This is a genomic window from Metabacillus arenae (genome assembly GCF_014773385.1).
GTDB lineage: Bacteria > Bacillota > Bacilli > Bacillales > Bacillaceae > Metabacillus_D > Metabacillus_D arenae.
Genome location: NZ_JACXAI010000040.1, coordinates 1 through 22966 on the forward strand (window position 1 = coordinate 1; position 22966 = coordinate 22966).

The following is a 22966-nucleotide window of genomic DNA, read 5'->3' on the forward strand; positions in this document are numbered from 1 at the left end:
ATATCATAGCCTTTCTTTAAGTTTGAACATGTATATTAATATGCTTCTTGAATACAAAAAACATCTATCCACGCTTGATGACGAGATAGATGCTTTATCAAAGCATATTGAAGAGTGTAAGATTATCCGATCAATCCCCGGCATCGGTGAAAAAATCGCTGCCACGATTATTTCTGAGATTGGGGAAATTGATCGGTTTAATCATCCTAAGAAACTAGTAGCATTTGCCGGAATCGATCCTAGTATCTTTGAATCTGGTACATTCAAAGGCACTTTAAATCGAATTACCAAACGAGGCTCTAGCAGACTAAGACAGGCCTTGTATATGGCCGTTAAATGTGCCATTCGAGATTGTCGCAAGTAGAAAACGACAGATGAAATTATTCCTCGTAACAAGCGATTACGAGAGTTTTATGATAAGAAACGTGAAGAAGGTAAACCCTTTAAAGTAGCTGTGATAGCATGTGCCAATAAACTTTTACATTGGATTTATGCATTATTAAAAAGTAAATCAACCTTCCAAGATATAGCTTAAGTACTACATCTAACAATAAAATGAAAAACCTTCCAAATATGTAAATAAGGAAGGTTATTTGTTATGGACATTTTTATTATAGCACGAAGAAATATAGTTTTTTATTGAAAAATGTTGACAAACTATTAGCTGGTTTAATTGAATACTATAACTGGCGTTTTTAACAACTTTATTTGTAATGAATCATCGTTATTCCCTTTCGACTATCGGGCAAAAATTTCATTATTCATTTAGAACAGGCAATGTTGTTTTTTAAATTTGTGTACAAATCAGGAAAAAGGCTGCTTTTTGGACATACTATATACAAAGTATGTTTCTAGGAGTGGTACAATGAGGAAAATAGATAAATTATCAGACCTTTGCTGGGATGGATTAACTTTAAAGCACGTTTCTCAAAATGAGATTGTTATTCCTTATATACTATTTTTTCTCATTACATTGGTTTTTGAGCTGTTTTTAGCTGGTTTGTTCATCTTTTCTTATTATCTATTCAGTACATATGGATATAAACCTACTTTTCATTATTATATGAATGCTGTCATTTTACTTCTAATGCTAGTGATTACAATTCCAATGCTAGTTACAACAATGAAAGTACATAGAAAGTACATAAAAAAAGATTTTTTGAAAAAAGAGTGAAAAAGTAATGGACACGCTGAAGTATATTCACTCTCAAGAACTTTTGTATAGACAATCATTCTATTGCACAGTATGATGTTTCTGTGAATATATCATAAATAGAAAAAACAGAATGAATGGCAGATCGAAGATTATTTGCGGTTTACACACCATTAAGGGAGATACTATGACCTTACATCATTTCCTTGCATCAAATAAGGAACTTCCGACTGGGAGTTTTGGGATGAATCCTCTCATTTAAAAGACCAGCTTGTAGAAGTCTTTGAAACAGAGGAGGACTTACTGGGTATTGGTATAGCAGATTTAGACGGCTATGAGGAAATAAAGGGTAAATTTTGCAACACTTTAGTGTATGAATTATTTTGTTTTAATCATCGTAAATGCTTTTTAAGTATTTCGATCAGATTCTTTCAGATACGATCGGGTTGAAATTTACACTTGTTGGGATGGAGATGAAGCAAGGGAAAAAGATGACCCATTAGATGTGTTGATAGATTTAAAATCATATCAATTTAAAAATCATTTTGGGAATTTCAAGTTAGTGGAAAAACGGTTTATCGAAGAACTTAGTGAGCGGTTTTGGTAACGAGAGAAACAATATGTAGTGATAACTAAACAACGATAATTATTTTATTGATGAATGTATTAAAATAAAAAATTAAATCTCTTCAATCTATACTAATTTGTTGTTCATTTGGTATGATTTCATTAGAAGGGAAAAAATCCCTATGATCCTGTTTGTTTGAAAAATAATCAAGTGGAGGGGCACTATGACTGGATTAATCGCTACTATAATGATTTTCTCGATTCCGATCATCGCCATAATGACAAATCATTTTCAAAAACAATCCAAACTCAAACACAAGATGATCCAAGATCAACTGGAGCTTGAGAAACTTAGACACGAAAACTTTGTAATTGAAACACAAAAAATGAGACTTGAGCTTGAACAAAAGAAGCTTGAAGATTCAAAAGACCAGGCTAAATTCATGTGATATTCTATAATAAATGCCCCTCGATTATGAGAGGTTTTTTCTCGTTAAAGCTAATCTTCGAATTTTGCAATATTCGGCAAAAACGATCAGAAATCTACAATCAGGATTCTTAATTCAAGCTCATTCTCTAAAGCAAGCCCAATTAAAATCATGTATACTATTATATAAAACCTGTGCGATGGAGTAGATGATATGATAACAATTTCAGATATTGCAAAGCTTGCCGGGGTAGCAAAGAGTACTGTTTCCCGGTACCTGAATGGCGGCTCCGTGGGAGAGGCTACTAGAAAAAAAATTGAACGTGTGATAGAGGAGACTGGCTATTCTCCTAATAAATTTGCACAAAGCTTGAAAGCGAAAAAAACGAATATGATCGGAACGATTGTCCCTCGCCTTGATTCGTTTGCAGCCTCCCAGACTTTAATTGGAATTGATGAGCAGCTTAGAGCACTGAATTACCAACTCATCATCTCGAACTCCAGCCAGAGTCTAGAACGCGAAATTGAGAATATTTATACCCTGGCAAATCAAAAGGTTGCTGGGATTATCCTTCTGGCGACGGAAATTACGGAGAGCCATATAGAGGCTTTAAGGAAAGTCCAAATCCCTATTATGCTGGTAGGTCAGCAGCATGAAGAGTACCACAGCTTGATCCATAACGATTATGAGGCTTCCTATGAGCTGGGAAAATATGTGCTGGAAAACGGACATCGACGTATTGCCTATTTAGGGGTTACCGAAAGAGATGTAGCGGTTGGGGTAAACCGGAAAAAAGGCTTCCAGAAAGCGGTGGCCCAGCAGTCAGGATGTGATGTTCGTTACTTTGAAACAAGCTTTAAAATAGAAGATTCCATCAACATCGTTCCGGAAATTATGAAAGATTTTCACCCTTCGATTTTTGTTTGTGCAACAGATAATATTGCTTTAGGCGCATTAAAGGCGGCTCACATCATGGGGCTGAACGTACCGAAGGACTTATCGATTACAGGGTTTGGCGGCTATGACATTACAAAAATTACGTTTCCAGGTATTACCTCAGCAAAGTTTTATTACAAAGAAGCGGGGAATGTGGCAGCTAAAAACCTGGTCCAGCTGGTAAATGGGGAAGAGCTAAAGAAAGTTTCTCTTTCAAGATACAAAATCATCGAACGTGAGAGCGTTGACAAAATGATGGATTAATTTTATAATCGAGCGAGCATTAATCGGTTCTAATTTTTAAAACTAATTTTCGAACCGGTTCCTAATCTCGCCTATTTTTTTATCGTGATTTGGAACCGGTTCCCATAATTGATATGAGGAGGAGGCTAAGATGGATTACAAGCATATAGCACAGGAGCTTTTGCAAGCAATTGGAGGCAAAGGAAATGTTGAAGAAGCGGCACATTGTGCCACAAGAATGCGGATCGTATTAAGCGATGAAAGAAAGGTTGACCAAGCTAAGCTTGATGGGATGGATGTTGTAAAAGGTACCTTTTCAACAGGGGGACAATTCCAGATTATTTTAGGATCAGGGACTGTAAATGAAGTCTATAAGGAGCTTGCCGCGCTTACCGGAAAGTCCTCTGATATTCAGGCAAAGGATGTTTCAAAAGCGGTACCAAAGAAATTGAATCCTCTTCAGAGGTTTGTAAAGCTGCTCTCCGATATTTTCGTTCCGATTATTCCTGTCATTGTTGCTGCCGGTTTATTAATGGGGTTCAATAACCTTCTCACTGCACAAGACTTTTTTATTGAAGGAAAGTCATTAATTGAAGCTTATCCGAATATTACAGATTTAGCCGCACTCCTTAATACATTTGCAAATGCGGCATTTCTCTTTTTGCCAATATTGATTGGTTTTTCTGCTACAAAGCGGTTTGGCGGAAATCCTTATTTAGGAGCCGCACTAGGGATGCTTATGGTACACCCGGATTTGTTAAATGGTTATGAATATGCAGATGCAGTTCCTAAGGAAGAAGTGCCGGTTTGGAAAATTTTCAACTTCGAAATTGAACGGGTTGGCTATCAAGGGACTGTGCTGCCTGTGCTTGTCTCTTCATTTGTCCTTGCAAAAATAGAAACATTTTTAAGAAGAAGAGTGCCTTCTTTCCTCGATAATTTAGTGACACCACTCTTGGCCATTTTCATTACAGGTGTTCTAACGTTCGCTTTATTGGGGCCATTCACTCGCAATACAGGGAACCTTTTGACGGACGGTCTTGTCTGGTTATATGACACGACAGGAATGATTGGCGGCGCTATATTTGGGCTTCTTTATGCCCCTGTTGTGATTACAGGGATGCATCATAGCTTTATCCCGGTAGAAACTCAGCTTTTAGCTGATCTTGCAAAAACTGGTGGAACATTTATTTTCCCAATTGCAGCGATGTCAAACATTAGCCAGGGTGCTGCAACTCTTGCGGTTCTGCTGCTCACAAAGAATTCCAAAATAAAAGGAACTGCCTCAGCAGCAGGAATTTCAGCTCTATTAGGTATTGTAGAACCTGCGATGTTCGGAGTAAATTTGAAGTTAAGATACCCGTTTTATGGAGCCATTATCGGTTCAGCCGCAGGGGCGGGGTTTGTCTCGTTGTTTAAAGTAAAGGCTATCGCATTAGGGGCGGCTGGCCTGCCTGGTATTATTTCTATTAAGCCGGGCTCGATCACATTTTTTATTATAGGAATGATTATTTCCTTTACCGCCGGTTTCCTAGCGACAATTATTCTTGGAAAACGCAGTGATAAATAGGATGACAGAAGCAGCAATAGAAACAAAATAGCAAGCTAAATTTTAATAGAAAAGGGGAATCGGACCTCATTTAAGGAGTAGAAGAGTAATGGAATGGACTAGAGATAGAAGATACCGGCGAATTGAAGAAGTGAGTTCGGAAAAAATGAAGGAGCTGACAAATAGGGTTACCGCTTGTCCATGGAGACAAAGCTTTCATATCCAGCCTAAAACGGGATTATTGAATGATCCTAATGGATTCGCCTACTTTCAGGGAACCTACCACCTGTTTTATCAATGGTTTCCTTTAGGGCCTGTTCATGGATTGAAATATTGGTACCATGTAAAGTCGAAAGACTTGGTTCATTGGGAAGATGCTGGGATCGGAATAGCACCCGGGTACCTTTATGATAACTACGGTGCCTATTCAGGCAGCGCGATTGAACATAATGACAAACTATTTTTAATGTACACAGGGAACACTAGAGATGAAAATTGGGTAAGGCACCCCTATCAGTGTATGGCCGTGATGAATAGAGAGGGAGCCATTTCGAAGCTGGAGGAACCGGTTATCTCTGCAGTTCCAAAAAGGTATACAGATCATTTTCGTGACCCGAAGGTATGGAAACAGGATGATCATTTCTATGCGGTCATAGGTGCACAGCGTGAAAATATGACGGGTACGGCTGTCATCTATCAATCGGAGGATTTAATAGATTGGAGTCTCGAGGGAGAATTAAAAACAAGTTTGCAGAACTTCGGTTACATGTGGGAATGCCCTGATTATTTCGAATTGGACAATCAAGGAATCTTTGTTTTTTCTCCTCAAGGAATTGAAGCAGAGGGAGACCTCTATCAGAATATCTATCAATCTGGCTATATCATAGGAGAACCATTCAATCCATCAGATCGAACCTTTCATCATGGATCTTTTCAGGAGCTGGATCGTGGATTTGATTTTTATGCCCCGCAGACAACGCTGGGTGAGGATGGCAGGAGAATTCTAGTAGGCTGGATGGGGCTTCCAGAGATAGATTATCCGTCAGACGTTAATGGCTGGGCGCACTGTTTAACATTACCAAGGGAATTGTCGGTCCGAAACGGAAAGCTTATTCAACAGCCTGTAAAAGAATTAAAGCTTTTACGTAAAAAAGAGCAAAATGCCAAAGGCGTCCTCGAAAACGAAGTGAAAATGTTTGATGGCATCCAAGGAACAGCATTTGAAATGGTATCTGAGATTTCCAGCTTACAAGCTGAAGAGGTTGGAATAGAGCTACGGGCAAATGAAACGAAAAAAACGGTCATTACATTTTATCCAAGAATGAAAAAATTAACCTTAGACCGAAGCTGTTCAGGAGAAGAAGTAGGTAGTAAATATGGGACTTCCAGAGCTTGTTATATGGACACTGCTAAATTGAAGCTGCACCTATTTGTGGATACTTCATCAGTTGAAATTTTCGTAAATAGCGGGGAAGAAGTGTTTACTTCAAGGATATTCCCAGACAAAGACTGTGATCAAATTCGTTTCTTTGCAAAGAACGGCCGTGCGGATTTTAAGGTGCAAAAGTGGGATATTAGGAAAGCCTAAATTATCGATTTTTGTCGAATAATCGATATATTGAAAAAATCAAGTGTTTGGTTTATATGGATAGCTAATAGTGTCATTAAAAAACTTCGCTTAAATGATCATGTACGGTATCCTTCAAAAAAATAGTACATTTTGGAACCCTTAATACATTTAAGGCAATGAAGTTCACGTCGTTTTAATCATATTTGGTAGAGATAATGGCACGGAAGGTGTAGAAAATAAAATTTGATAATTTAAAACAACGTCTGATCGTTAATAATAAAGATTAATAGTTGAATAACGTTTGATCAAAAATCCTGTATTGATAATGCAGGATTTTTTCTTCCATACAGGAGAGCATTAGTTGAGTATGACTTTAATAAAACGTATACTAGTGACTAGAATAATAGAGACTGCGGAGTGATTTTTTGGAGATTAAAATAGATGATTTAACTGGATCTGAAGTGGCTGAATTAGTGGGGGAACATCTTCAGGGTATGACCCTGCATTCCCCGCCTGAAAGTATACATGCACTAAATCTTGATGCATTGCGTAAACCAGAAATAACTTTCTGGAGTGCATGGGAACGAGATGAATTAGTTGGCTGCGGGGCACTTAAAGAACTTGATGGTCAACATGGAGAGATAAAATCAATGAGAACTTCTTCTTTACATTTAAGAAAGGGTGTTGCAAAGCGACTCCTTGAACACATCATTGAAGAAGCCAAAAGGCGCGGCTATCGGCGGCTAAGCTTGGAAACGGGTTCGATGGATGCTTTCGAACCAGCAAAGCGACTCTATGCAAGTTTTGGGTTTCAAGATTGTAAGCCGTTTTCGGATTACATTGAGGACCCAAACAGTGTGTTTATGACAAAGGAATTATAAGACTATTTATTGCGGGTCTATTCTTTTAAGCCGTTGTTAAAAACTTATAATTAAAGTGGGTACGATTGGTTGACCAAAAAATACATAGAAATGATCAAATTTTTTTATAAAAACTAAATTTAAAGCCCTAATAGAGGAATCTATTTTAATCAATCTTTTTTAAAATGGATTCTTTTAATTTGCTCTAAAATGTGGGGTTGAGAGATATGTTTTATCAAAATTGTTTCTAAGTTTCAGATTTTACTCGAAGTTGATCAACTATATAAATGAAAAATAATTTCTTGCATTTTTTAAGGAAATAAGAGATCGAGAAGGCGGCAGCATTGTTTAAGTAAAGGTATATACTGCCTCTCAAATGGAATCTTGTCTCCATTCGATTAAGTTAACGGCATTTATCTTCGAAAATGATAGGTATATCTTCGAAAATAGGAATATATCTTCGAAAACGACTCACTTATCTTCGGAATTTTCAATATATCGATTATTCGACAAAATTCTACATCGATTCTTTGTTACTTAGCTATTAAAAGTTGGACCTTGATTAAACTCACAAACTTAAGACCGTCCTCAAAACGGACGGTCTAAAAAAACATTATTCATTTTATCTAATAAAATTCACCCACGGCACAGCAGTCTCGTTGACTGCATCTCGAACTTTGTTTAGATTTTCTATGCCTTTCGTTTCAAGCCACTCGTAGAATGTATCTTGTCCTGCTTCTGCATAGGTTTGTATGCCATCTTTCCATGTTGCTCTTCCGCATAGTATTCCGCTCTGTCCCTGATATTGCATGAAAAGTCCTCTTATTTCAGTAAATTAATAAATTCCCTCATAAACCCCGGCAGATCCGGCCACGCATGACCAGAAACTAGGTTTTCATGAGTGTGTAATGGCTCATCAATGTATGTAGCTCCGCATACCGTCACATCAGGCTTACAAGCAGCATAGGCAGTATACTCTCTGCCTTTCATCAGATCCGGAACGATCGATAGCACCTGTGCGGCATGACAAATAGCACCAACCGGCTTATTCTCCTCAAAAAAGTGGCGGACAATATTCGGTAATGATTCCTCTAAGCGAATATACTCGGGAGCCCGACCTCCAGGAATAATTAATCCATCATATTCCGAAGGATTCACACTAGAAAAAGCTACATGAGAATCAATCCCATAAGCAGGTTTTTCCACGTATGTTTCCATTCCTTCAATAAAATCGTGACTTACTGTTTGCAGCTTCTTAACAGAAGGGGAAGCAATTGTAACGTCAAATCCTTCTTCTAAACAGCGATAATACGGATAAAAAATTTCAAGCGCCTCTACCGCGTCACCGGTAACCATCAGAATTTTTTTACTCATGAACATAACCTCCATCTAAAATAAGTTTAGTAGTTCAGAAATGTAATATTCACTTTCATGTTGACGTTCATCTAATCAATTCGACAGTTATTGGATTGTTCCTTCTTAAGAGGACCTTTCAAATTTTCATTAATCATCAAAAAGAGAAGAGCAAGGCCCAACATGCAGTTCTTTAAAGGATAAGCCAGCATCTCTGCAATGGATGGCAATTTTTTATAAAATATGACAATCGAGAAGAAGTCTTCAGCAATTGGATGTGATAACCTTAAGAAAGAAAAGCTTTTCTATATGAATGAAAGTCAATATGTACCCAATCAAAGGAATCTAGACAAAAAGTTCTCTACATACTTATCTTTTCCAATCCTTTTCAACCTTCAAACCTTAAAAAATATTTTATTTACATGATCCTAACATCACGTAACGGTTTATATTGATGTTACCTGTAAAAAAATAGTCGCGCGAAAAGAGGGGATGATGATTACATGTAAGAAAAATTGGAAAGTTGGCGAATTTGCAAAATTAACAGGTTTAACAGTCCGAACACTACGATATTATGATCAAATCGGCTTGTGTTCCCCATCAGACCATTCTGATTCGGGATAAAGGCTGTATGAGAAAGAGAATTCGTTAGTCATCATAGGTGTCGTTTTTTGTCGAACAATCGATAAATTGAAAAAATCGAAGATATATTCCACAATTTCGAAGATGAAAATGAAATATCGCAGATAAATTCAAAAAAATCGAAGATAAGTTGAAAAATCACTGACTGAAAAGGAATTATACAAAAGAAAATATTGAATGGAGATATGTTCTATACAGTTTTTTTGTACTGTGGGAAAAATTTAGTTCTTTTTCTTATGTTTTTTTAATGATTTTTTCAAATTATTTGATGCTTATTTCTCAAAAAATCGGTGAAAATAGGAATGTATGAAAAGTAGGATTTGTGATTAATTTATAGGGAGAATTGAAGAGCCCATGCTTTTTTATCAGTTAAGTAAGTATAAGTTAAATAGAGTATTAATAGGATAAAGAGTGTTATCATGGTCCATCGGTCCTTAGGTCATAAGTCAATCCGCCCGAGAATGTAAAAGAATAACCTTCTTAACGGCTCGTAAATGAAATTTACACAACAAATTGTTGTACCTTATGAAGAGAATTGGACATCAGAAGACATCGAAAAAGCTCTTACTGATTATAACCGTGAATCCAAGCATGGTTGGAGCTTAATTTTCGACTCCTTGAAAGAAATAGTAGAAAATTAATTGTTAGATCTATCATTTCAAATAACCAAAATATTTATGAAAAGGAGAATTAGATCACAATGCAAAAAATTACAACCTTTTTAATGTTCGAAGGCAAGGCTGAAGAAGCAATGAATTACTATACTTCTTTGTTTGAGGACTCAGAAATAACGAGTATTTCTCGTTATGGAGCAAACGAAGCCGGTAAAGAGGGGACTGTCATACAAGCAACATTTTCTATAAAGGGACAAGAATTTATGTGTATTGACAGTTATGTGAAGCATGAATTTTCTTTCACACCTTCTATTTCATTATATGTAACATGTGATACAGAAGAAGAGATAGACCGCCTTTTTGAGAGCTTAAGTCAAGGCGGCGGTGTTTTAATGCCATTAGAGGCCTATCCGTTTAGTAAAAAGTTTTGTTGGATAGTTGATAAATTTGGAGTTTCATGGCAGCTTACTCTTTTAAGCTAATTGGGAGTAGAGAAAAGCATGGAGAAACCGTTCAAGGTATAATAAAGATAAACATTCTGTTTTTAAACAACTAATTTTATGTATGAAAAACCCACTCAACTATAAAAAGGCCAAACTAGAAAGGTTTGGCCTTTTTATAGTTTTCGTAATATTTCTAGATCCCTAGTCAAAGCGCAGAAGAGAAAACGGGCATCATAACGCACGTTTGAATTCCAAAGTTGGAGCGAAGAAAAGAAAAAGGGTATCATAACACGCGTTTGATTCCAATATTCAGGATCTAAATTACCGTCGTTAATCTATTCGCTAAAGGTGCAAATAATTTTCTAACGATGCAAATATTCCAATAACGGTACCAATATCGGCTGACAGTCTACCCCTTATAAGGAACTCGCGCGTCATTCCATCCTTCTATCTTTTCACATTCGGGTCTGTAAAAACATCGGATTTGTCATCACTGTTTGATGAAAACTCTGAAATGATGGTCGTTTCATCACCAGCCTGAAACCAATGTTTTGTGTTGGGAGGAATGATGTATTGCTCCCCGGGATGGAGAATCATTTCTTTCCAAACGGTATAGTATTTTTGATCCTCTGGCGGGGGCTTTACCGTTGGCTGTTCGGTCGTTTCTCCCTCTACGAAAAGGTGGATCTTTCCTGCTCTGCATCTAAAGGTTTCTTCCTTGCCTTTGTCTCCGTTTGAGCGGTCGGGATGCTTATGCTCAGGACATGTCTGGTTAGGGAAGAGTACAAGCTCTTTTGCGCAGTAGCGATCGGTATTCACATACGTCACAATCTGTAAGCCGGTCGATTCGAGTTTGTTTAGCCCGAAATCGGCGATTTCAATCTGATTTTTCTCTTTTTCTGTCAATACAATGTGATGTTCCACGAGTATTTCTGCTACTTTGGCTTTATACTCATTGTTCGGAGTTGTCACCTGAAAAAACCTCCAATCTATTTTTTTCGATTCGTTTTTACGCTTATTACTGCACGCCTCTTGTTAAATTAAGGTCACCAATCTCCTCATCTTCTGCCTCTTCATCCATTTCTTCAAGCTTACCATCCTCTTCTTTCACTGCTGGCTTCCAAAGAGACAAGAGGCCCCCGGTCACCACACTGCCTATCAGAAGAGCGATCACAAAAAATATCGGATTTTCCATTAATGGGACTACGAACATACCGCCGTGCGGGACAGGACTTCCAACCCCCCACAACATGATTAGTCCCCCGCCAACGGCTGAACCTAGCGAGCAAGAAGTGACTACTCGGATTAAATCTCTGGCCGCAATCGGTATAACACCCTCTGTAATCATACATATTCCCATTGGAAATGCCGCTTTAAGCGCCTCTTTTTCCATTTTTGTATATTTATATCTAGTCATCAGGAATGAAAGAGTAATACCGAATGGTGGAACCATCGAACCTAAAAACTTGACAGCCTCAGGGCCATAAACTCCCTCTACCAACAGGCCGTCGGCAAACAACGACATGGTTTTATTGACAGGCCCTCCAAAGTCAAAACTGGCCATCGCTCCCATGATTGCCCCGGCCACAAATCTGGAACCGCCTTGCATGGAAGCCAAAAAATCAAGCAGGGAGTTCTGAAGGCCTGCAACTGGACGTCCTATCACCAATATCATGATCAAACCGCATACGACCGTTGCAAGTACAGGAATGATCATCACAGGCATCAAACCTTGCATCGATTTCGGTACTTTCAGCTTCTTTTTTAAAAACAATACAAAGTAACCAACCAGCAGCCCGCCAAAAATACCGCCAATGAATCCAGTTTCGATTTCATTCGAAATAAAGCCCATGATCAATCCCGGAGCAAAGCCGGGACGATCTGCTATGGATAAGGCAATAGCAGCAGTGAAGAGGGGAACCACCAACCCCATTCCCCAGCCTCCGATCTGGTTAAGGTAAAAGGGAATCGTTCCTTCGTCCTCCGCGACATTTGGACCGCCCAGTATTTGTCCCAGCGCAATACAGATACCTGCAGCTACAATGATCGGTATCATATAAGATATACCCGTAAGCAAATGTCCTTTAACCTCCGCGCCCCACCTACGCATTCTTCATTACCCCTTTCTTTATTGGTTTTGCTTCATCTGCGCCTCCGCTTTTTTGATGAGTGCTTTTGAAGACTTGATCGCAACATGAGTTGGAATTTTTACGACAGTCTTATGGTCAAAACGTTCTTTTCCAGTAATATTGACATCTGCGGCAATAATGACGAGATCCGCTTCTTTAATTTCTTGAGCCGTCAACTCTTCTTCCACACCAATCGTTCCTTGCGTCTCAACACGGATGTTGTGACCAAGCGATTGGGCCCCTTTTATTAGTTTTTCCTTTGCGAGATACGTGTGAGCAATTCCAGCTGTACATGCTGCTACACCAACGATTTTCATTTCAATTCCTCCTTTTTAGGACTGGTGTTCTTTTTGAAAAACATTGATAATTTCCTGAGGATATTCTGAATGTAGAAGTCGCTCGCACACATGCTCATCTGCAAGCGCTCCTGCTACCTGAGCAAGCATTTTGATATGAACGGAACTGGCATCTGCTTTGCGAACCGCAAAAAGCATAATGACTCGTACAGGCTTATCATCTAGAGTTTCCCACTCAATTTCTCCAGGAACCCTTCCAATCGCAATAGCATTTTTGATAACGCTTTCAGATTTTCCGTGAGGAATGGCGATCCCATCGCCAATCCCCGTTTTCCCTTGTGCTTCTCTTGCATAGATGTCTTTGATAAATTGCTCTTTATTTGATATAAAACCCTTTTTCTCCAATAACATCGTCAATTCTTCAATAGCTTGTTGTTTATTTTCCACCTGCATTGAAAGGTGTATTGTGTCGGTACTCATGACTTCCTGTAAATCCATGTTGTTCCTCTCCTTTTATTAAAATACGCTTAATTGATACAATTTCGCTTTATCAGTGGAACCAAACAAATCCATTTTTTGCTCTAATATTTTACAGGCTGCTTCATTCGCTTCTGGGAACAAAACATCTGGTTCGAAATCTTCCGGTTTTTGAGAAAGTGTATCGCGCAGCTGATTGAAGAATGCTCGTTTCATATCGCTGGAAAGATTAATTTTGGCAATTCCATATTTCGTTGATTCTCTGATATCTTGATCCGGATTATCAGAACCTCCGTGCAATACTAAAGGAATGGATACTTTTTCATTTATTTTTTGAAGTCTATCAATTTGAATTTTCGGCTTCATATCTTTCGGATAGAAACCATGTGACGTCCCAATTGCCACAGCTAGTGTGTCAATATTGGTTCGCTCCACAAAATCTTTCGCCTGATCGGGATCAGTATAAAGAATCTTTTCAGCGCCACCTTCACTGCTTCCTCCGGTATTGCCGATCGTTCCCAGCTCTCCTTCTACGGAAATGCCGACTGAATGTGCGTATTGAACCGCTTCTTTTGTTAAGGCCACATTTTCTTCATATGGAAGATGGGAAGCATCCATCATAACTGAGGTATAACCATTTTTAATAGCTCTTGAGATATCCTCTATGCTTCCCCCGTGATCCAAATGGATAACGACCGGCACTTTAGCGCGGTGAGCTGCTTCTCGGCAATACGCTATAAAATCGTCACCGACGAGATTAATTTCATTTGGATGAATCTGAAGAATGGCTGGTGATTTTTTCTTCTCTGCTGTTGTTAAAATAGCCCGAACCAGTTCGCTGTTGGAGACATTGTAGGACCCAACGGCAAATTTTTCTTTATAAGCGACTGCGAGTAACTCTTTCATTGTTATTAACATTTTTTATTCCTCCTGTGAAATTTATTTCAGTACGTGTATATAATCATCAAACGACTCTGCTTCAAAAATAGCTTCTAATTTTTTCTCCGATATAATCAAATGATAGAGTTCGCGAAACAACTGTTCATATTGAAGGTGATCGTCTTCCTTTAGAAACAGAAAGAGTATTAAGCGAACACTCGATTTTCCCCACAAAATTTCTTTTTTATTAATGACTGCATAAATAGATGTCTCTTCGGTTGCACTTGTCATTGGATGAGGAAGAGCAACCCCATTTCCCACATCCGTAGTTGAAAGAAGTTCCCTTTGCAAAATACTTTCTTCAAAATCTTCCATGTTAAAATGGGTCAATGCCTGATGAATAAGATCTTCTTTAGATTCTGCATCCAAGATGGCAAACTTTTGATCCTCCATTAATTCTGAAAAAAGAGTAAGATAAACATTGTCTTTGATATTTAGCAGATCTTGCTCTTCCAAGAATTCATGAACGACGATCACTTTTTTATCTTTTACTTCCAATGGCACTGTGGACACAATTACTTTAATATGTTCCGGGATAAACGAAACGTTATCGACAGAATACAGTCCTTGTACTTTCATTTCCCGAAACCGTTTTTCAATTTTTTGTTTCAATAGACTGGATGTGGCAACGCCGCTGCTGCATACTATCGCTATCTCCATAAACTTTTTCTCATCCAGCCGTTCCAAAGCGGACTGTATATGAAGTGCAATGAAACCTATTTCCTCTTCTTCAATCACTACCATCATTTGTTCTTGGATATTTTGCGAAAAATACACTGCCATGTGGTAAGCCTGCAAGTATTGTGTCTTGATCTTTTCGATAAACGGATTTTCAATCTCTAACCTATATTTCATCGGATAAATGGCTTTTGAAACGTGATAATACAAGCCCATTAATAACTGCTCATCTTCCAACAAAGGATAACCGAATCGAAAAGCCAGCTTCTCCAAAGAAGAGGATATCAATGCCAACATTTCATCCTGTTCAATATCCAAAGCATTGTTCTGCCATTCCCAGTTGCCAATTTTCTTACTAAGCAAATAAATGATCAAATATTTTCTTTCCGTTTCAGGAACGGCAATGCCGCTTACGTCTTCTAAATATGTTGCTATTCTATCTGCAAGGTCTTGTTCTTTGGCAGTTGTTATGCCTTCCTTTACTTCCGATATATCAACAATATATCCTTTTTCAATACGCCTTCTCGTAATAAGCAAATGAACGAGGATTTGATCTAGTATGTTAAGTGAAACCGTCATTTGCCTGTCATAAATCTCATTTTTGATCATATTAAGCATGTTCGCTATCTCTTCTTTGCTATACCATTCACGAAACATCAGATAGGCGGACCGGATAATCTCTTCTTCCGTTGCATTCTTTTTCTGGATCATTCCCTCAAGCAAGGCACGCTTTTCCAGTTCGGCTCCGATCAGCCTCACTCCGTGAAAGGGTTTCGCTTCAATGTAGACGCCATTGTATTTTTCTTTACAAATCAATGAAATTTTTTGAATATCTAAGCGAATCGTACGGGATGAATAGTAGATTTGATCTGCCAATTCTGAATAAACCGTATACCCGTCTCGCTCCATAAGTGTTTTAATAATGTAGAAAGAACGCTCTTCAAAATGTTGATGGTCCTTTTCCTGAAATTTTTCCAAGGAACCTGTCAACTTGTAGCCATACCGGTTGTTTGACTCGATAACGGCATCAATTAATAAGGATTCATTTAATTCTTTTATATCGTTTCTGATTGTTCTTACACTCACCCCCAATTTCTCACTTAGATAGGTACCAAGCACATATTCTGTTTTTTTGGTCTGAAGCAAATAGAGCAACTTTGATTGTCGTTCTTTCACCTCGTTCCCTCCTTATGTACTAATCGTAACCGTTTTCATTATTGTAAACTAGCGATAATATTTTCCTGTCTAATCAGGAAATCATTTTCAAATGACTTCCTTGTTATGTTTACGGTTTTAAAATTTAATAGCTTTCTTCTGGAATAATTTCGTCAGAATTTAATGAAATGAACATGTTTGCTCAATTTTTCATTTACCCGTGTTTAATAGATTTTTACAATTTCATAGTTTTATCAAATTATTGGCAATAAAATTGACAACAGGGGAGAAGATGTTATATAGTTATGTCAGTACTTACTAACATTTTTTATGATAGAGGTTATTTTAAATGAATGAACATAAAAAGACGAATACTTCTGATAAAATTATGCTTGCTGCCATAGATCTTATGGCGGAAAGGGGATATAACGGCGTAACGACTCAAGAAATTGCAGACAAAGCTGGATTTAGTGAAAAAACGCTGTTTAGACACTTTCAAAGTAAACAAACCTTATTAGAGTCAGCCTTTACTCGTTACCATTATGGAGAAGAGATGAAAGACCTCTTTGCTGAGAAAATAACATGGGATCTTTATACTGACTTGCTCATGATTTGCCGAAGCTATCACAGGATCATGTATGAGAATCGAAAGCTGATCCAAATTATTATAAAAGTGGGTAGTAACCTTCCCGAACTTCGTGAAAATACTCATGATCATCCTCGGCAGTTAAAGGTGCTGTTAACTGAATACTTCGAAGAAATGTATAACAAAGGAAAAATCATTCAAACAGATCCCGAAAGAAAGGCTGTTGCTTTTCTGTATATGAATTATGGCGCAGCTATGGGCAGGATACACAATGATCCAATTCTCGATAACATTTCCAACGAAGCCTTTAACGAAGAAATTGTCTCGATATTTACTAGGACGCTGACCCCCTAGTACTTATCTGTAATTGAATGTCAGTCAGTAGTGACATGCATGATTATATAAGGAGGTGAAATTACTTATCTAGAAAGGAGTAATAAAACATGGAGCAAGATGTTAAAAACACTTTTTTTAAAAAGTTAAATGTCAGTTAGTAGTGATATGCATAGTTAAATAAGGAGGTGATATTATCTATTTAGAAAGGAGTAATAAAACATGGAGCAAGATGTCAAAAACATTTTTTTAAAAAGTCGAATGTCAGTCAGTAGTGACACACGTAGTTAAATAAGGAGGTGAAATTACCTATCTAGAAAGGAGTAATAAAACATGAAGCAAGATGGCCAAAACACTTTTTTTAATAGTTGAATGTCAGTCAGTAGTGACATGCGTAATTAAATAAAGGAGGTGTTGTTACCATTTAATTCTTATCTAGAAAGGAGTAATAAAAGATGGATCAGGATGTTCAGAAACAAACAGGAGAGAAACTGATACGAATAGTCATGTTTACACTTGCTCTTTCAGCGATGAGCGTATTAATGTTCAACTTCGTGCTTCCCGAGATTAGTGAAGCGTTTGATCTTACCACTGCTCAGGTGAGCTGGGTCACTTCCTCTTATGCCCTGATTTACGGGTTAGGAACGGTTATTTACGGGAAGCTTGCAGACCGTTATAAGCTTAAAAATTTGCTGACATTTGGATTATTATTTTTTGCGCTCGGTTCATTGATCGGCTTTGCCTCCCAAACGTTTTGGATGGTGCTTGCAGCAAGGTGCTTACAAGCTGTAGGAGCTGCAGCTATTCCAGCAACAGCGATGCTTATCCCCTTACGCTACTTTCCTCCTGACAGGAGAGGTTCAGCGATGGGAATGGCATTTGTAGGTTTAGCTGTTGGTAGTGCGCTTGGTCCGGTTATTTCAGCATTAATTGTCAGTATTGCACATTGGCGCTGGTTATTTTGTATCCCTCTCTTCATCTTAATTACACTGCCCTTTTATCGAAAGTATTTAGGTGATGAGAATGGATCAGCCGGGAAACTTGATTGGGTTGGCGGTAGTTTGCTTGCAGCTGCAGTGACCTTGCTGCTTCTCAGTGTTACAAGTGGAGCGTGGTCGTTTGCAATTGGCGGACTGCTTGCCATCGTGCTGTTCATTTTCCGAATTAGACACGTGTCCGAACCATTTGTAGAGCCAAAGCTTTTTACAAACAAGAGCTATACAATCAGTCTAATCATTGCTTTTCTAATAAGCGGTATAGGCTTTTCCCTTTATTTTTTAAGTCCTTTGCTATTGTCTCACGTGTATCAACTTCCGCCCGGATGGATCGGTTTTGCGATGGTTCCTGCCGCAGCTGCCTCCGCATTTCTTGGTCGAAGGGGCGGGATGATGGCAGACTCGAAAGGGAATCCGTTTCTTTTCTTTGTTGCATCCGGATTGTTATTGACTAGTTTTGTTTTGCTATCTACCTTTACCGGATCGCATGCCGTATTCATTGCAGTGTTCCTGATTTTCGGTAATGTGGGGCAAACCTTTATTATGATTGCTATGTCCAATTCAGTTTCAATGACTTTGCCGGCAGGACAGGCGGGAGTGGGAATGGGGTTGTTGTCGATGCTGAATTTCGTTGCAGGGGGAATGGCTGCCGGGGTTTACGGTAAAGTGGTGGACCTTGGGTCTGATGTCCATTGGAATCCTGCTAATTTTTATCCTAACGGTGTTGTTTACAGCAATATATTTCTTGTTCTCGCCGCTTTACAAGCTGGTATTCTATTATTTTACTATTTTCAGTTTGGAAAAGCGCCTATCATCCATTCCAATTTTGTAGAAAACAAATAACCATTTCAATAGAAAATGCAATGCTTTGTGAAAGATCATTTTGGAAATGAATACAAAAAAGTTATTATTAGGGAGGAAATCGTTATGAACAAAATAGGAATCATCATTGGAAGTACACGGCCAGGCCGGAATGGCACGACTGTCGCTCATTGGGTATACGAGATTGCAAATAAGCGCAGTGATGCCGAGTTCGAGATCGTGGACATTGCCGACTTCGATCTTCCACTTCTCGACGAGCCAATGAGCGCGGCATTTGGGCAGTACACGAAGCCGCATACACTGGCTTGGTCAAAAAAGATTGCTTCCTTTGATGGCTATATCTTCGTAACGCCAGAATATAACCATGCAACAACCGGCGCTCTCAAGAACGCGATCGATTACTTGTATCGTGAGTGGAACAACAAGGCTGCTGGTTTTGTAGGATACGGCGGCTCTGGGGGAGCGCTTGCAGTCGAGAATCTAAGGATGATTATGGCTGAACTTCAGGTCGCAGACGTCCGTAATCAAGTTCGACTTTCGCTTTATACAGACTTTGAGAATTTTACCGATTTCAAGCCTGCACCTTTCCAAGAAGCTTCGGTCAATGACATGCTTGACCAGGTCATAGCCTGGAGTGGTGCGTTGAGTGTTCTTAGAAAGACCGATTTTTAATTATTACACTTAAGATAGTCCAAAACAGGTAGAAAAGTATTTGTTTCAAAGAAAAGAATTAATAGATAAAGCGTAAAGACCATTTTCATATAAAATTGAGGAAGTAAGCTAAATGATAGTAGAGAAAAGCATGGAGAAACCTTCCGTGCTTTTATTTTTTTCAATATCTTTATTAAAAAAGAACAACAGGCTTTCTTCACTTCTCAAGCGTAATTTTCCCAATTTTATCAACAAGCCATTTTGCGAAAACCCCCATCACCAAATAAATGGGTACAGAATACCAAAATTCCCAATGGAGTAAAAGGTATATTTCTAGCTTGGAAAAGATTGGTTCAATTACAAAAGCAGCAAATAGACAATCTAGAGAAAGTGCGATGAGAAAAGATTTCCACGTTCCAAAAAATTGGTATAAAAGCATGTATGAAACCGGAATGACAGTCATATCAATTGGAATTAAGATGTTTGTAATGTATATCAGATTATAAGGATAATGCCACCATGTAAGGGAATAGCCGATATCATCCAGAACTACAGCAAGCAGACTAATGATCAAACCAAATAGTAAAATTGGTTGCAGTCGGCTTTTATCTACAACAAGAGACCATATCACCCACAGGAAAATGCTAATTAAAACAAGAATCCACCATTGAAAAGAAAATAACACATCATTAAAAAAGAGCTGTTCTTGCAGCTTTATAGTCTTTTCTTGCAGCTGAATGATTTTATCTACCTTATCGTGCATCACTTCAGTCGCCTACCTTTGCCACACCTATTGCAAAATGATCCCAAATATCCGTGCTTTGACATAGAGATTTATTATATGAAGTTGAGTGGTCCATTACACACTGACATTAGCGGTTTGTCGGTGGTGACTTATAAATTGGTTCATAATCAGTTTATTCTTCGTCAGGCTCCAAGTCTTAAAAAAAATGGAAGATATATTCCAATTATTCAATACGTAACGGAATTGACACTGATTACTTATTTTTGACTTTCGGAGAATCCCATTATTATGATAGCTTCCATTCTTTACTTGTTTATTTCATTTAATACTTGGTATAGAATTTTGAACTTGGCAACTTTCTGTATGATAGGGAGCGGGTTTTTTGATTGGTTAAGTTGAACGAAGTTTGTGGAGAAAGTTCAGGAACAGTCCGGAAAATGAAGGATTTTGTCGAATAATCGATATATTGTAAATTTCGAAGATAAATCAGCCGTTTTCGAAGATATAATGAAAAATTCGAAGATAAATGTATCATTTTCGAAGATAAACTGATTTCAACTAAATCATGAGTGTATTTTTTAAAAGATTCTTCTTATTAATAGCGACTCCAATTTAAAAAATTATAAAAAAAAACGGAAAATTCCTCAAATTACTAGCTTTTATTAGATACTTTTTCCTCTTTCATTATTCACAAATCCCAATCTAGTTCTCCTTTTGCTTACCATTTAAACAAACGTTTGCTTTATGTATTATAGCCATTATTATTCTTGGCATTAAACTATATAACTCAATAAATAAAGCATTTGAACCCTGCAAACATAATTGCCAAAACTAATTATATTAGTTATAATATTAATATAATTAGTTATGTTCAATAGATTTAAACAAAGGAGAAGACTAAAATGAGCTTTCTGAACGGTTTGCAGGGTTTAAATTTATTTCTGCGATTCATATTAGAGGTTTGTGCACTTATAGTGGCTGGTTATTGGGGAGTTAAAACTGGTAATAGTGTACTTATGAAGGTTATTTTTGGCATTGGTGCTCCGTTGGGAATAGCAGTTGTCTGGGGGACGATGGGTTCACCAAAGGCAATCATTCAGCTCCCTGCAACCGTTCACCTCATATTGGAGATTTTTGTATTCGGGCTACCTATAGTATTGCTCCTCTTTGCCGGCAAAGTTGGATTGGCGTGGATTTATGGAATTACCCTAATTATTAATAAAACTTTCATGTATATGTGGAACCAATAAAGTTTTTGTTAATCGAAACAACTAAAAAACAGCTTGGATGAACCATGATCCCCCAAGCTGATTAGCCTCCTTTTTGATTAAGCTGGTTTACCCCATTTGTTCCCTGCTTGCTAACAGCTCGTTTTTCAAGCTTACATACCCACTTATAATAGCCTAATACGATAAGCAAAAGGATAGGATCAACGATGGCTGCATACCACAACCTCCACCATCCATAATTAAAATAGCCCCAAGGTTCGGGAAGTAAAGTGGTGATTTCGTAAATTAATATTCCAATCACCCAAAAAGTAAGATAAAGAATCTGTTTCGTAATTTTATTTTTTAAAGGGTACCAATTCAGAAACATCATATTGACGGGCGGAATTTATTGCGGGGGGCTTCGCTGGTACTACCCTGTGTAACGAAAAAACCTTGTTGAAAAATCCAGCGAGGTTTATATATTATATACATTTTTTGTAAGTTTCTTTGCGGTATATCGTAGCTTAGCTCCCTCTCTTAGAGGTGAGGAAATTGAAGACAGAACTAGTTAGATACGTAATTTTGGTGAGTTTATAGAACATAACAAATAGCTTACTACTTGATGGTAATGCAGAGTAAATGGAAATAGTTAGACTGAAAGGGATGTACGAATTACTCACATTTCCTTATGAGTTTCTTCAAAAATACCATTTACTAAGTTTAGAAAACTTCCTAGAACAGGAGATTTATTGTCCTTATGATAGGCGATGGCTGTTTTGATAGAATTTGGACAGTTTTGGATAGAAACGTAGGACACGCTATCATTTTTTAAATATTGAATCGAGGAAGGAAGAATGGCTACTCCTATTCCTGAAGCAACAAGGGAAACGACGGTTTGTAATTCTTTCGCTTCTTGTGTTGTAAATGGGCTGAACCCGGCTTGATGACATAGACTAATAATGGAATCATAGTAGCCTAATCCGGCACTCCTAGGTGGCATAATAAAATTCTCACTAGCTAATTTTGATATATCAATAGGAGAAGTAAATTCATGGGGATGATCTTTACGTAGGGCCACTACAAAAGGTTCCTCTTTAATTATCTTTAATTCGATATCATTATTATCGATTGGTGGTATTAAAATTCCAACATCAATATCATGTTGGTGTAATAATGTTATTTGTTCAGTTGTCGTTAAATGGTGTAAAACGATTTCCACGTTTGGAAAGGCTGCTTGAAAGGAACGTAAGACCAGTGGTAATAAATCAAAAGTCACCAAGCCAGCAAACCCTATTATTAATTGCCCTATTTCTCCATTGTGAATTCTACGTACCTCCTCTTTAGCCTGACTCACTTCTTTTAGAATTTTAGTAGCTCTTTTATAAAAAACTTCTCCTGCCTCAGTTAGTGTTACTTGACGCTTTGTCCTATGAAGTAATAACACTCCTAATTCAGATTCTAAACTCTTGATTTGTTGACTTAAGGGAGGTTGTGCGATTCGTAACTTTTTAGCTGCTCTTCCAAAGTGTAACTCATCCGCAACGGTAACAAAGTACTTTAAATGTCTTAAATCCATATAATCACCTTTACTAAT

At 37.9% G+C, this 22966-nt stretch carries 23 protein-coding genes and 2 pseudogenes; 14 read left to right on the plus strand and 11 right to left on the minus strand.

The features are described from left to right. The 7 genes and pseudogenes from IC621_RS22345 to IC621_RS22375 all read left to right on the plus strand — a co-directional run. A pseudogene (locus IC621_RS22345) lies at positions 1 to 535 on the plus strand (IS110 family transposase); the annotation flags it as partial. Positions 536 to 865: 330 nt separating this feature from the next. Then, on the plus strand, positions 866 to 1174 hold the full coding sequence (locus IC621_RS22350) for a hypothetical protein (protein WP_191161622.1): 309 nt from the start codon (positions 866 to 868) through the stop codon (positions 1172 to 1174). Positions 1175 to 1944: 770 nt separating this feature from the next. Then, positions 1945 to 2169 carry a hypothetical protein gene (locus IC621_RS22355; RefSeq protein WP_191161624.1) on the plus strand — a complete coding sequence of 75 codons (225 nt, stop codon included), beginning with the start codon at positions 1945 to 1947 and terminating at the stop codon, positions 2167 to 2169. Between the two features lie 192 nt (positions 2170 to 2361). Next, positions 2362 to 3348, plus strand: a complete 987-nt coding sequence (locus IC621_RS22360; protein WP_191161626.1) for a LacI family DNA-binding transcriptional regulator — start codon at positions 2362 to 2364, stop codon at positions 3346 to 3348. A gap of 130 nt (positions 3349 to 3478) precedes the next feature. After that, entirely contained in the window at positions 3479 to 4897 is a 1419-nt protein-coding gene (locus tag IC621_RS22365; protein WP_191161628.1) for a sucrose-specific PTS transporter subunit IIBC, read from the plus strand. 88 nt (positions 4898 to 4985) lie between these two features. After that, a complete protein-coding gene (locus IC621_RS22370) occupies positions 4986 to 6464 on the plus strand; it encodes a glycoside hydrolase family 32 protein (protein ID WP_191161630.1) in 1479 nt (492 codons plus the stop codon). 407 nt (positions 6465 to 6871) lie between these two features. Then, positions 6872 to 7327: a GNAT family N-acetyltransferase gene (locus tag IC621_RS22375; RefSeq protein ID WP_191161632.1), complete on the plus strand. Its 456-nt coding sequence runs from the start codon at positions 6872 to 6874 to the stop codon at positions 7325 to 7327. A 601-nt stretch (positions 7328 to 7928) separates the two neighbouring features. Here the strand turns inward: IC621_RS22375 and IC621_RS22380 are convergent. Both IC621_RS22380 and IC621_RS22385 read right to left on the minus strand, forming a co-directional pair. Next, on the minus strand, positions 7929 to 8117 hold the full coding sequence (locus IC621_RS22380; RefSeq protein ID WP_191161634.1) for a hypothetical protein: 189 nt from the start codon (positions 8115 to 8117) through the stop codon (positions 7929 to 7931). A gap of 11 nt (positions 8118 to 8128) precedes the next feature. After that, positions 8129 to 8680: a DJ-1/PfpI family protein gene (locus IC621_RS22385; protein WP_191161636.1), complete on the minus strand. Its 552-nt coding sequence runs from the start codon at positions 8678 to 8680 to the stop codon at positions 8129 to 8131. Positions 8681 to 9154: 474 nt separating this feature from the next. Between IC621_RS22385 and IC621_RS22390 the strand changes: the two are divergent. The 3 genes and pseudogenes from IC621_RS22390 to IC621_RS22400 all read left to right on the plus strand — a co-directional run. Next, positions 9155 to 9280: pseudogene (locus IC621_RS22390) on the plus strand (MerR family DNA-binding transcriptional regulator); the annotation flags it as partial. A gap of 515 nt (positions 9281 to 9795) precedes the next feature. Then, on the plus strand, positions 9796 to 9942 hold the full coding sequence (locus IC621_RS22395) for a hypothetical protein (RefSeq protein WP_191161640.1): 147 nt from the start codon (positions 9796 to 9798) through the stop codon (positions 9940 to 9942). 59 nt (positions 9943 to 10001) lie between these two features. Beyond that, positions 10002 to 10397: a VOC family protein gene (locus IC621_RS22400; RefSeq protein ID WP_191161641.1), complete on the plus strand. Its 396-nt coding sequence runs from the start codon at positions 10002 to 10004 to the stop codon at positions 10395 to 10397. A gap of 408 nt (positions 10398 to 10805) precedes the next feature. Here the strand turns inward: IC621_RS22400 and IC621_RS22405 are convergent, their stop codons facing one another. Genes IC621_RS22405 through IC621_RS22430 form a run of 6 tightly spaced genes read right to left on the minus strand, consistent with a single transcriptional unit; the run spans position 10806 to position 16053 of the window. After that, the gene (locus IC621_RS22405) at positions 10806 to 11330 is read right to left on the minus strand and encodes a D-lyxose/D-mannose family sugar isomerase (RefSeq protein ID WP_318153110.1); all 525 of its coding nucleotides are present in this window, start codon (positions 11328 to 11330) and stop codon (positions 10806 to 10808) included. Between the two features lie 46 nt (positions 11331 to 11376). Further along, entirely contained in the window at positions 11377 to 12468 is a 1092-nt protein-coding gene (locus IC621_RS22410) for a PTS fructose transporter subunit IIC (protein WP_191161643.1), read from the minus strand. A gap of 18 nt (positions 12469 to 12486) precedes the next feature. Further along, on the minus strand, positions 12487 to 12804 hold the full coding sequence (locus IC621_RS22415; protein WP_191161646.1) for a PTS fructose transporter subunit IIB: 318 nt from the start codon (positions 12802 to 12804) through the stop codon (positions 12487 to 12489). A 15-nt stretch (positions 12805 to 12819) separates the two neighbouring features. Next, positions 12820 to 13281, minus strand: a complete 462-nt coding sequence (locus tag IC621_RS22420; RefSeq protein ID WP_191161648.1) for a PTS sugar transporter subunit IIA — start codon at positions 13279 to 13281, stop codon at positions 12820 to 12822. Between the two features lie 18 nt (positions 13282 to 13299). Further along, a complete protein-coding gene (locus IC621_RS22425) occupies positions 13300 to 14178 on the minus strand; it encodes a ketose-bisphosphate aldolase (protein WP_191161650.1) in 879 nt (292 codons plus the stop codon). A gap of 21 nt (positions 14179 to 14199) precedes the next feature. Further along, complete coding sequence (locus tag IC621_RS22430) at positions 14200 to 16053, minus strand: BglG family transcription antiterminator (RefSeq protein ID WP_191161652.1); 1854 nt, start codon at positions 16051 to 16053, stop codon at positions 14200 to 14202. Between the two features lie 328 nt (positions 16054 to 16381). Between IC621_RS22430 and IC621_RS22435 the strand changes: the two genes are divergently transcribed. The 3 genes from IC621_RS22435 (at position 16382) to IC621_RS22445 (ending at position 19440) form a co-directional block, all read left to right on the plus strand. Then, a complete protein-coding gene (locus IC621_RS22435; protein WP_191161654.1) occupies positions 16382 to 16972 on the plus strand; it encodes a TetR/AcrR family transcriptional regulator in 591 nt (196 codons plus the stop codon). 434 nt (positions 16973 to 17406) lie between these two features. Next, positions 17407 to 18789 carry an MFS transporter gene (locus IC621_RS22440; protein ID WP_191161656.1) on the plus strand — a complete coding sequence of 461 codons (1383 nt, stop codon included), beginning with the start codon at positions 17407 to 17409 and terminating at the stop codon, positions 18787 to 18789. Positions 18790 to 18873: 84 nt separating this feature from the next. Then, positions 18874 to 19440 carry an NADPH-dependent FMN reductase gene (locus IC621_RS22445; protein ID WP_191161658.1) on the plus strand — a complete coding sequence of 189 codons (567 nt, stop codon included), beginning with the start codon at positions 18874 to 18876 and terminating at the stop codon, positions 19438 to 19440. A gap of 196 nt (positions 19441 to 19636) precedes the next feature. Here IC621_RS22445 and IC621_RS22450 read toward each other — a convergent pair whose 3' ends face one another. Continuing rightward, entirely contained in the window at positions 19637 to 20182 is a 546-nt protein-coding gene (locus IC621_RS22450; protein WP_191161660.1) for a CBO0543 family protein, read from the minus strand. A gap of 884 nt (positions 20183 to 21066) precedes the next feature. Here IC621_RS22450 and IC621_RS22455 point away from each other — a divergent pair. Then, a complete protein-coding gene (locus IC621_RS22455) occupies positions 21067 to 21414 on the plus strand; it encodes a YrdB family protein (protein WP_191161662.1) in 348 nt (115 codons plus the stop codon). Positions 21415 to 21475: 61 nt separating this feature from the next. On the opposite strand, the gene IC621_RS22460 is transcribed toward IC621_RS22455, so the two are convergent. Both IC621_RS22460 and IC621_RS22465 read right to left on the minus strand, forming a co-directional pair. Next, positions 21476 to 21616: a hypothetical protein gene (locus tag IC621_RS22460; RefSeq protein ID WP_191161664.1), complete on the minus strand. Its 141-nt coding sequence runs from the start codon at positions 21614 to 21616 to the stop codon at positions 21476 to 21478. A gap of 432 nt (positions 21617 to 22048) precedes the next feature. Next, on the minus strand, positions 22049 to 22948 hold the full coding sequence (locus IC621_RS22465; RefSeq protein ID WP_191161666.1) for a LysR family transcriptional regulator: 900 nt from the start codon (positions 22946 to 22948) through the stop codon (positions 22049 to 22051). Positions 22949 to 22966 lie beyond the last annotated feature (18 nt).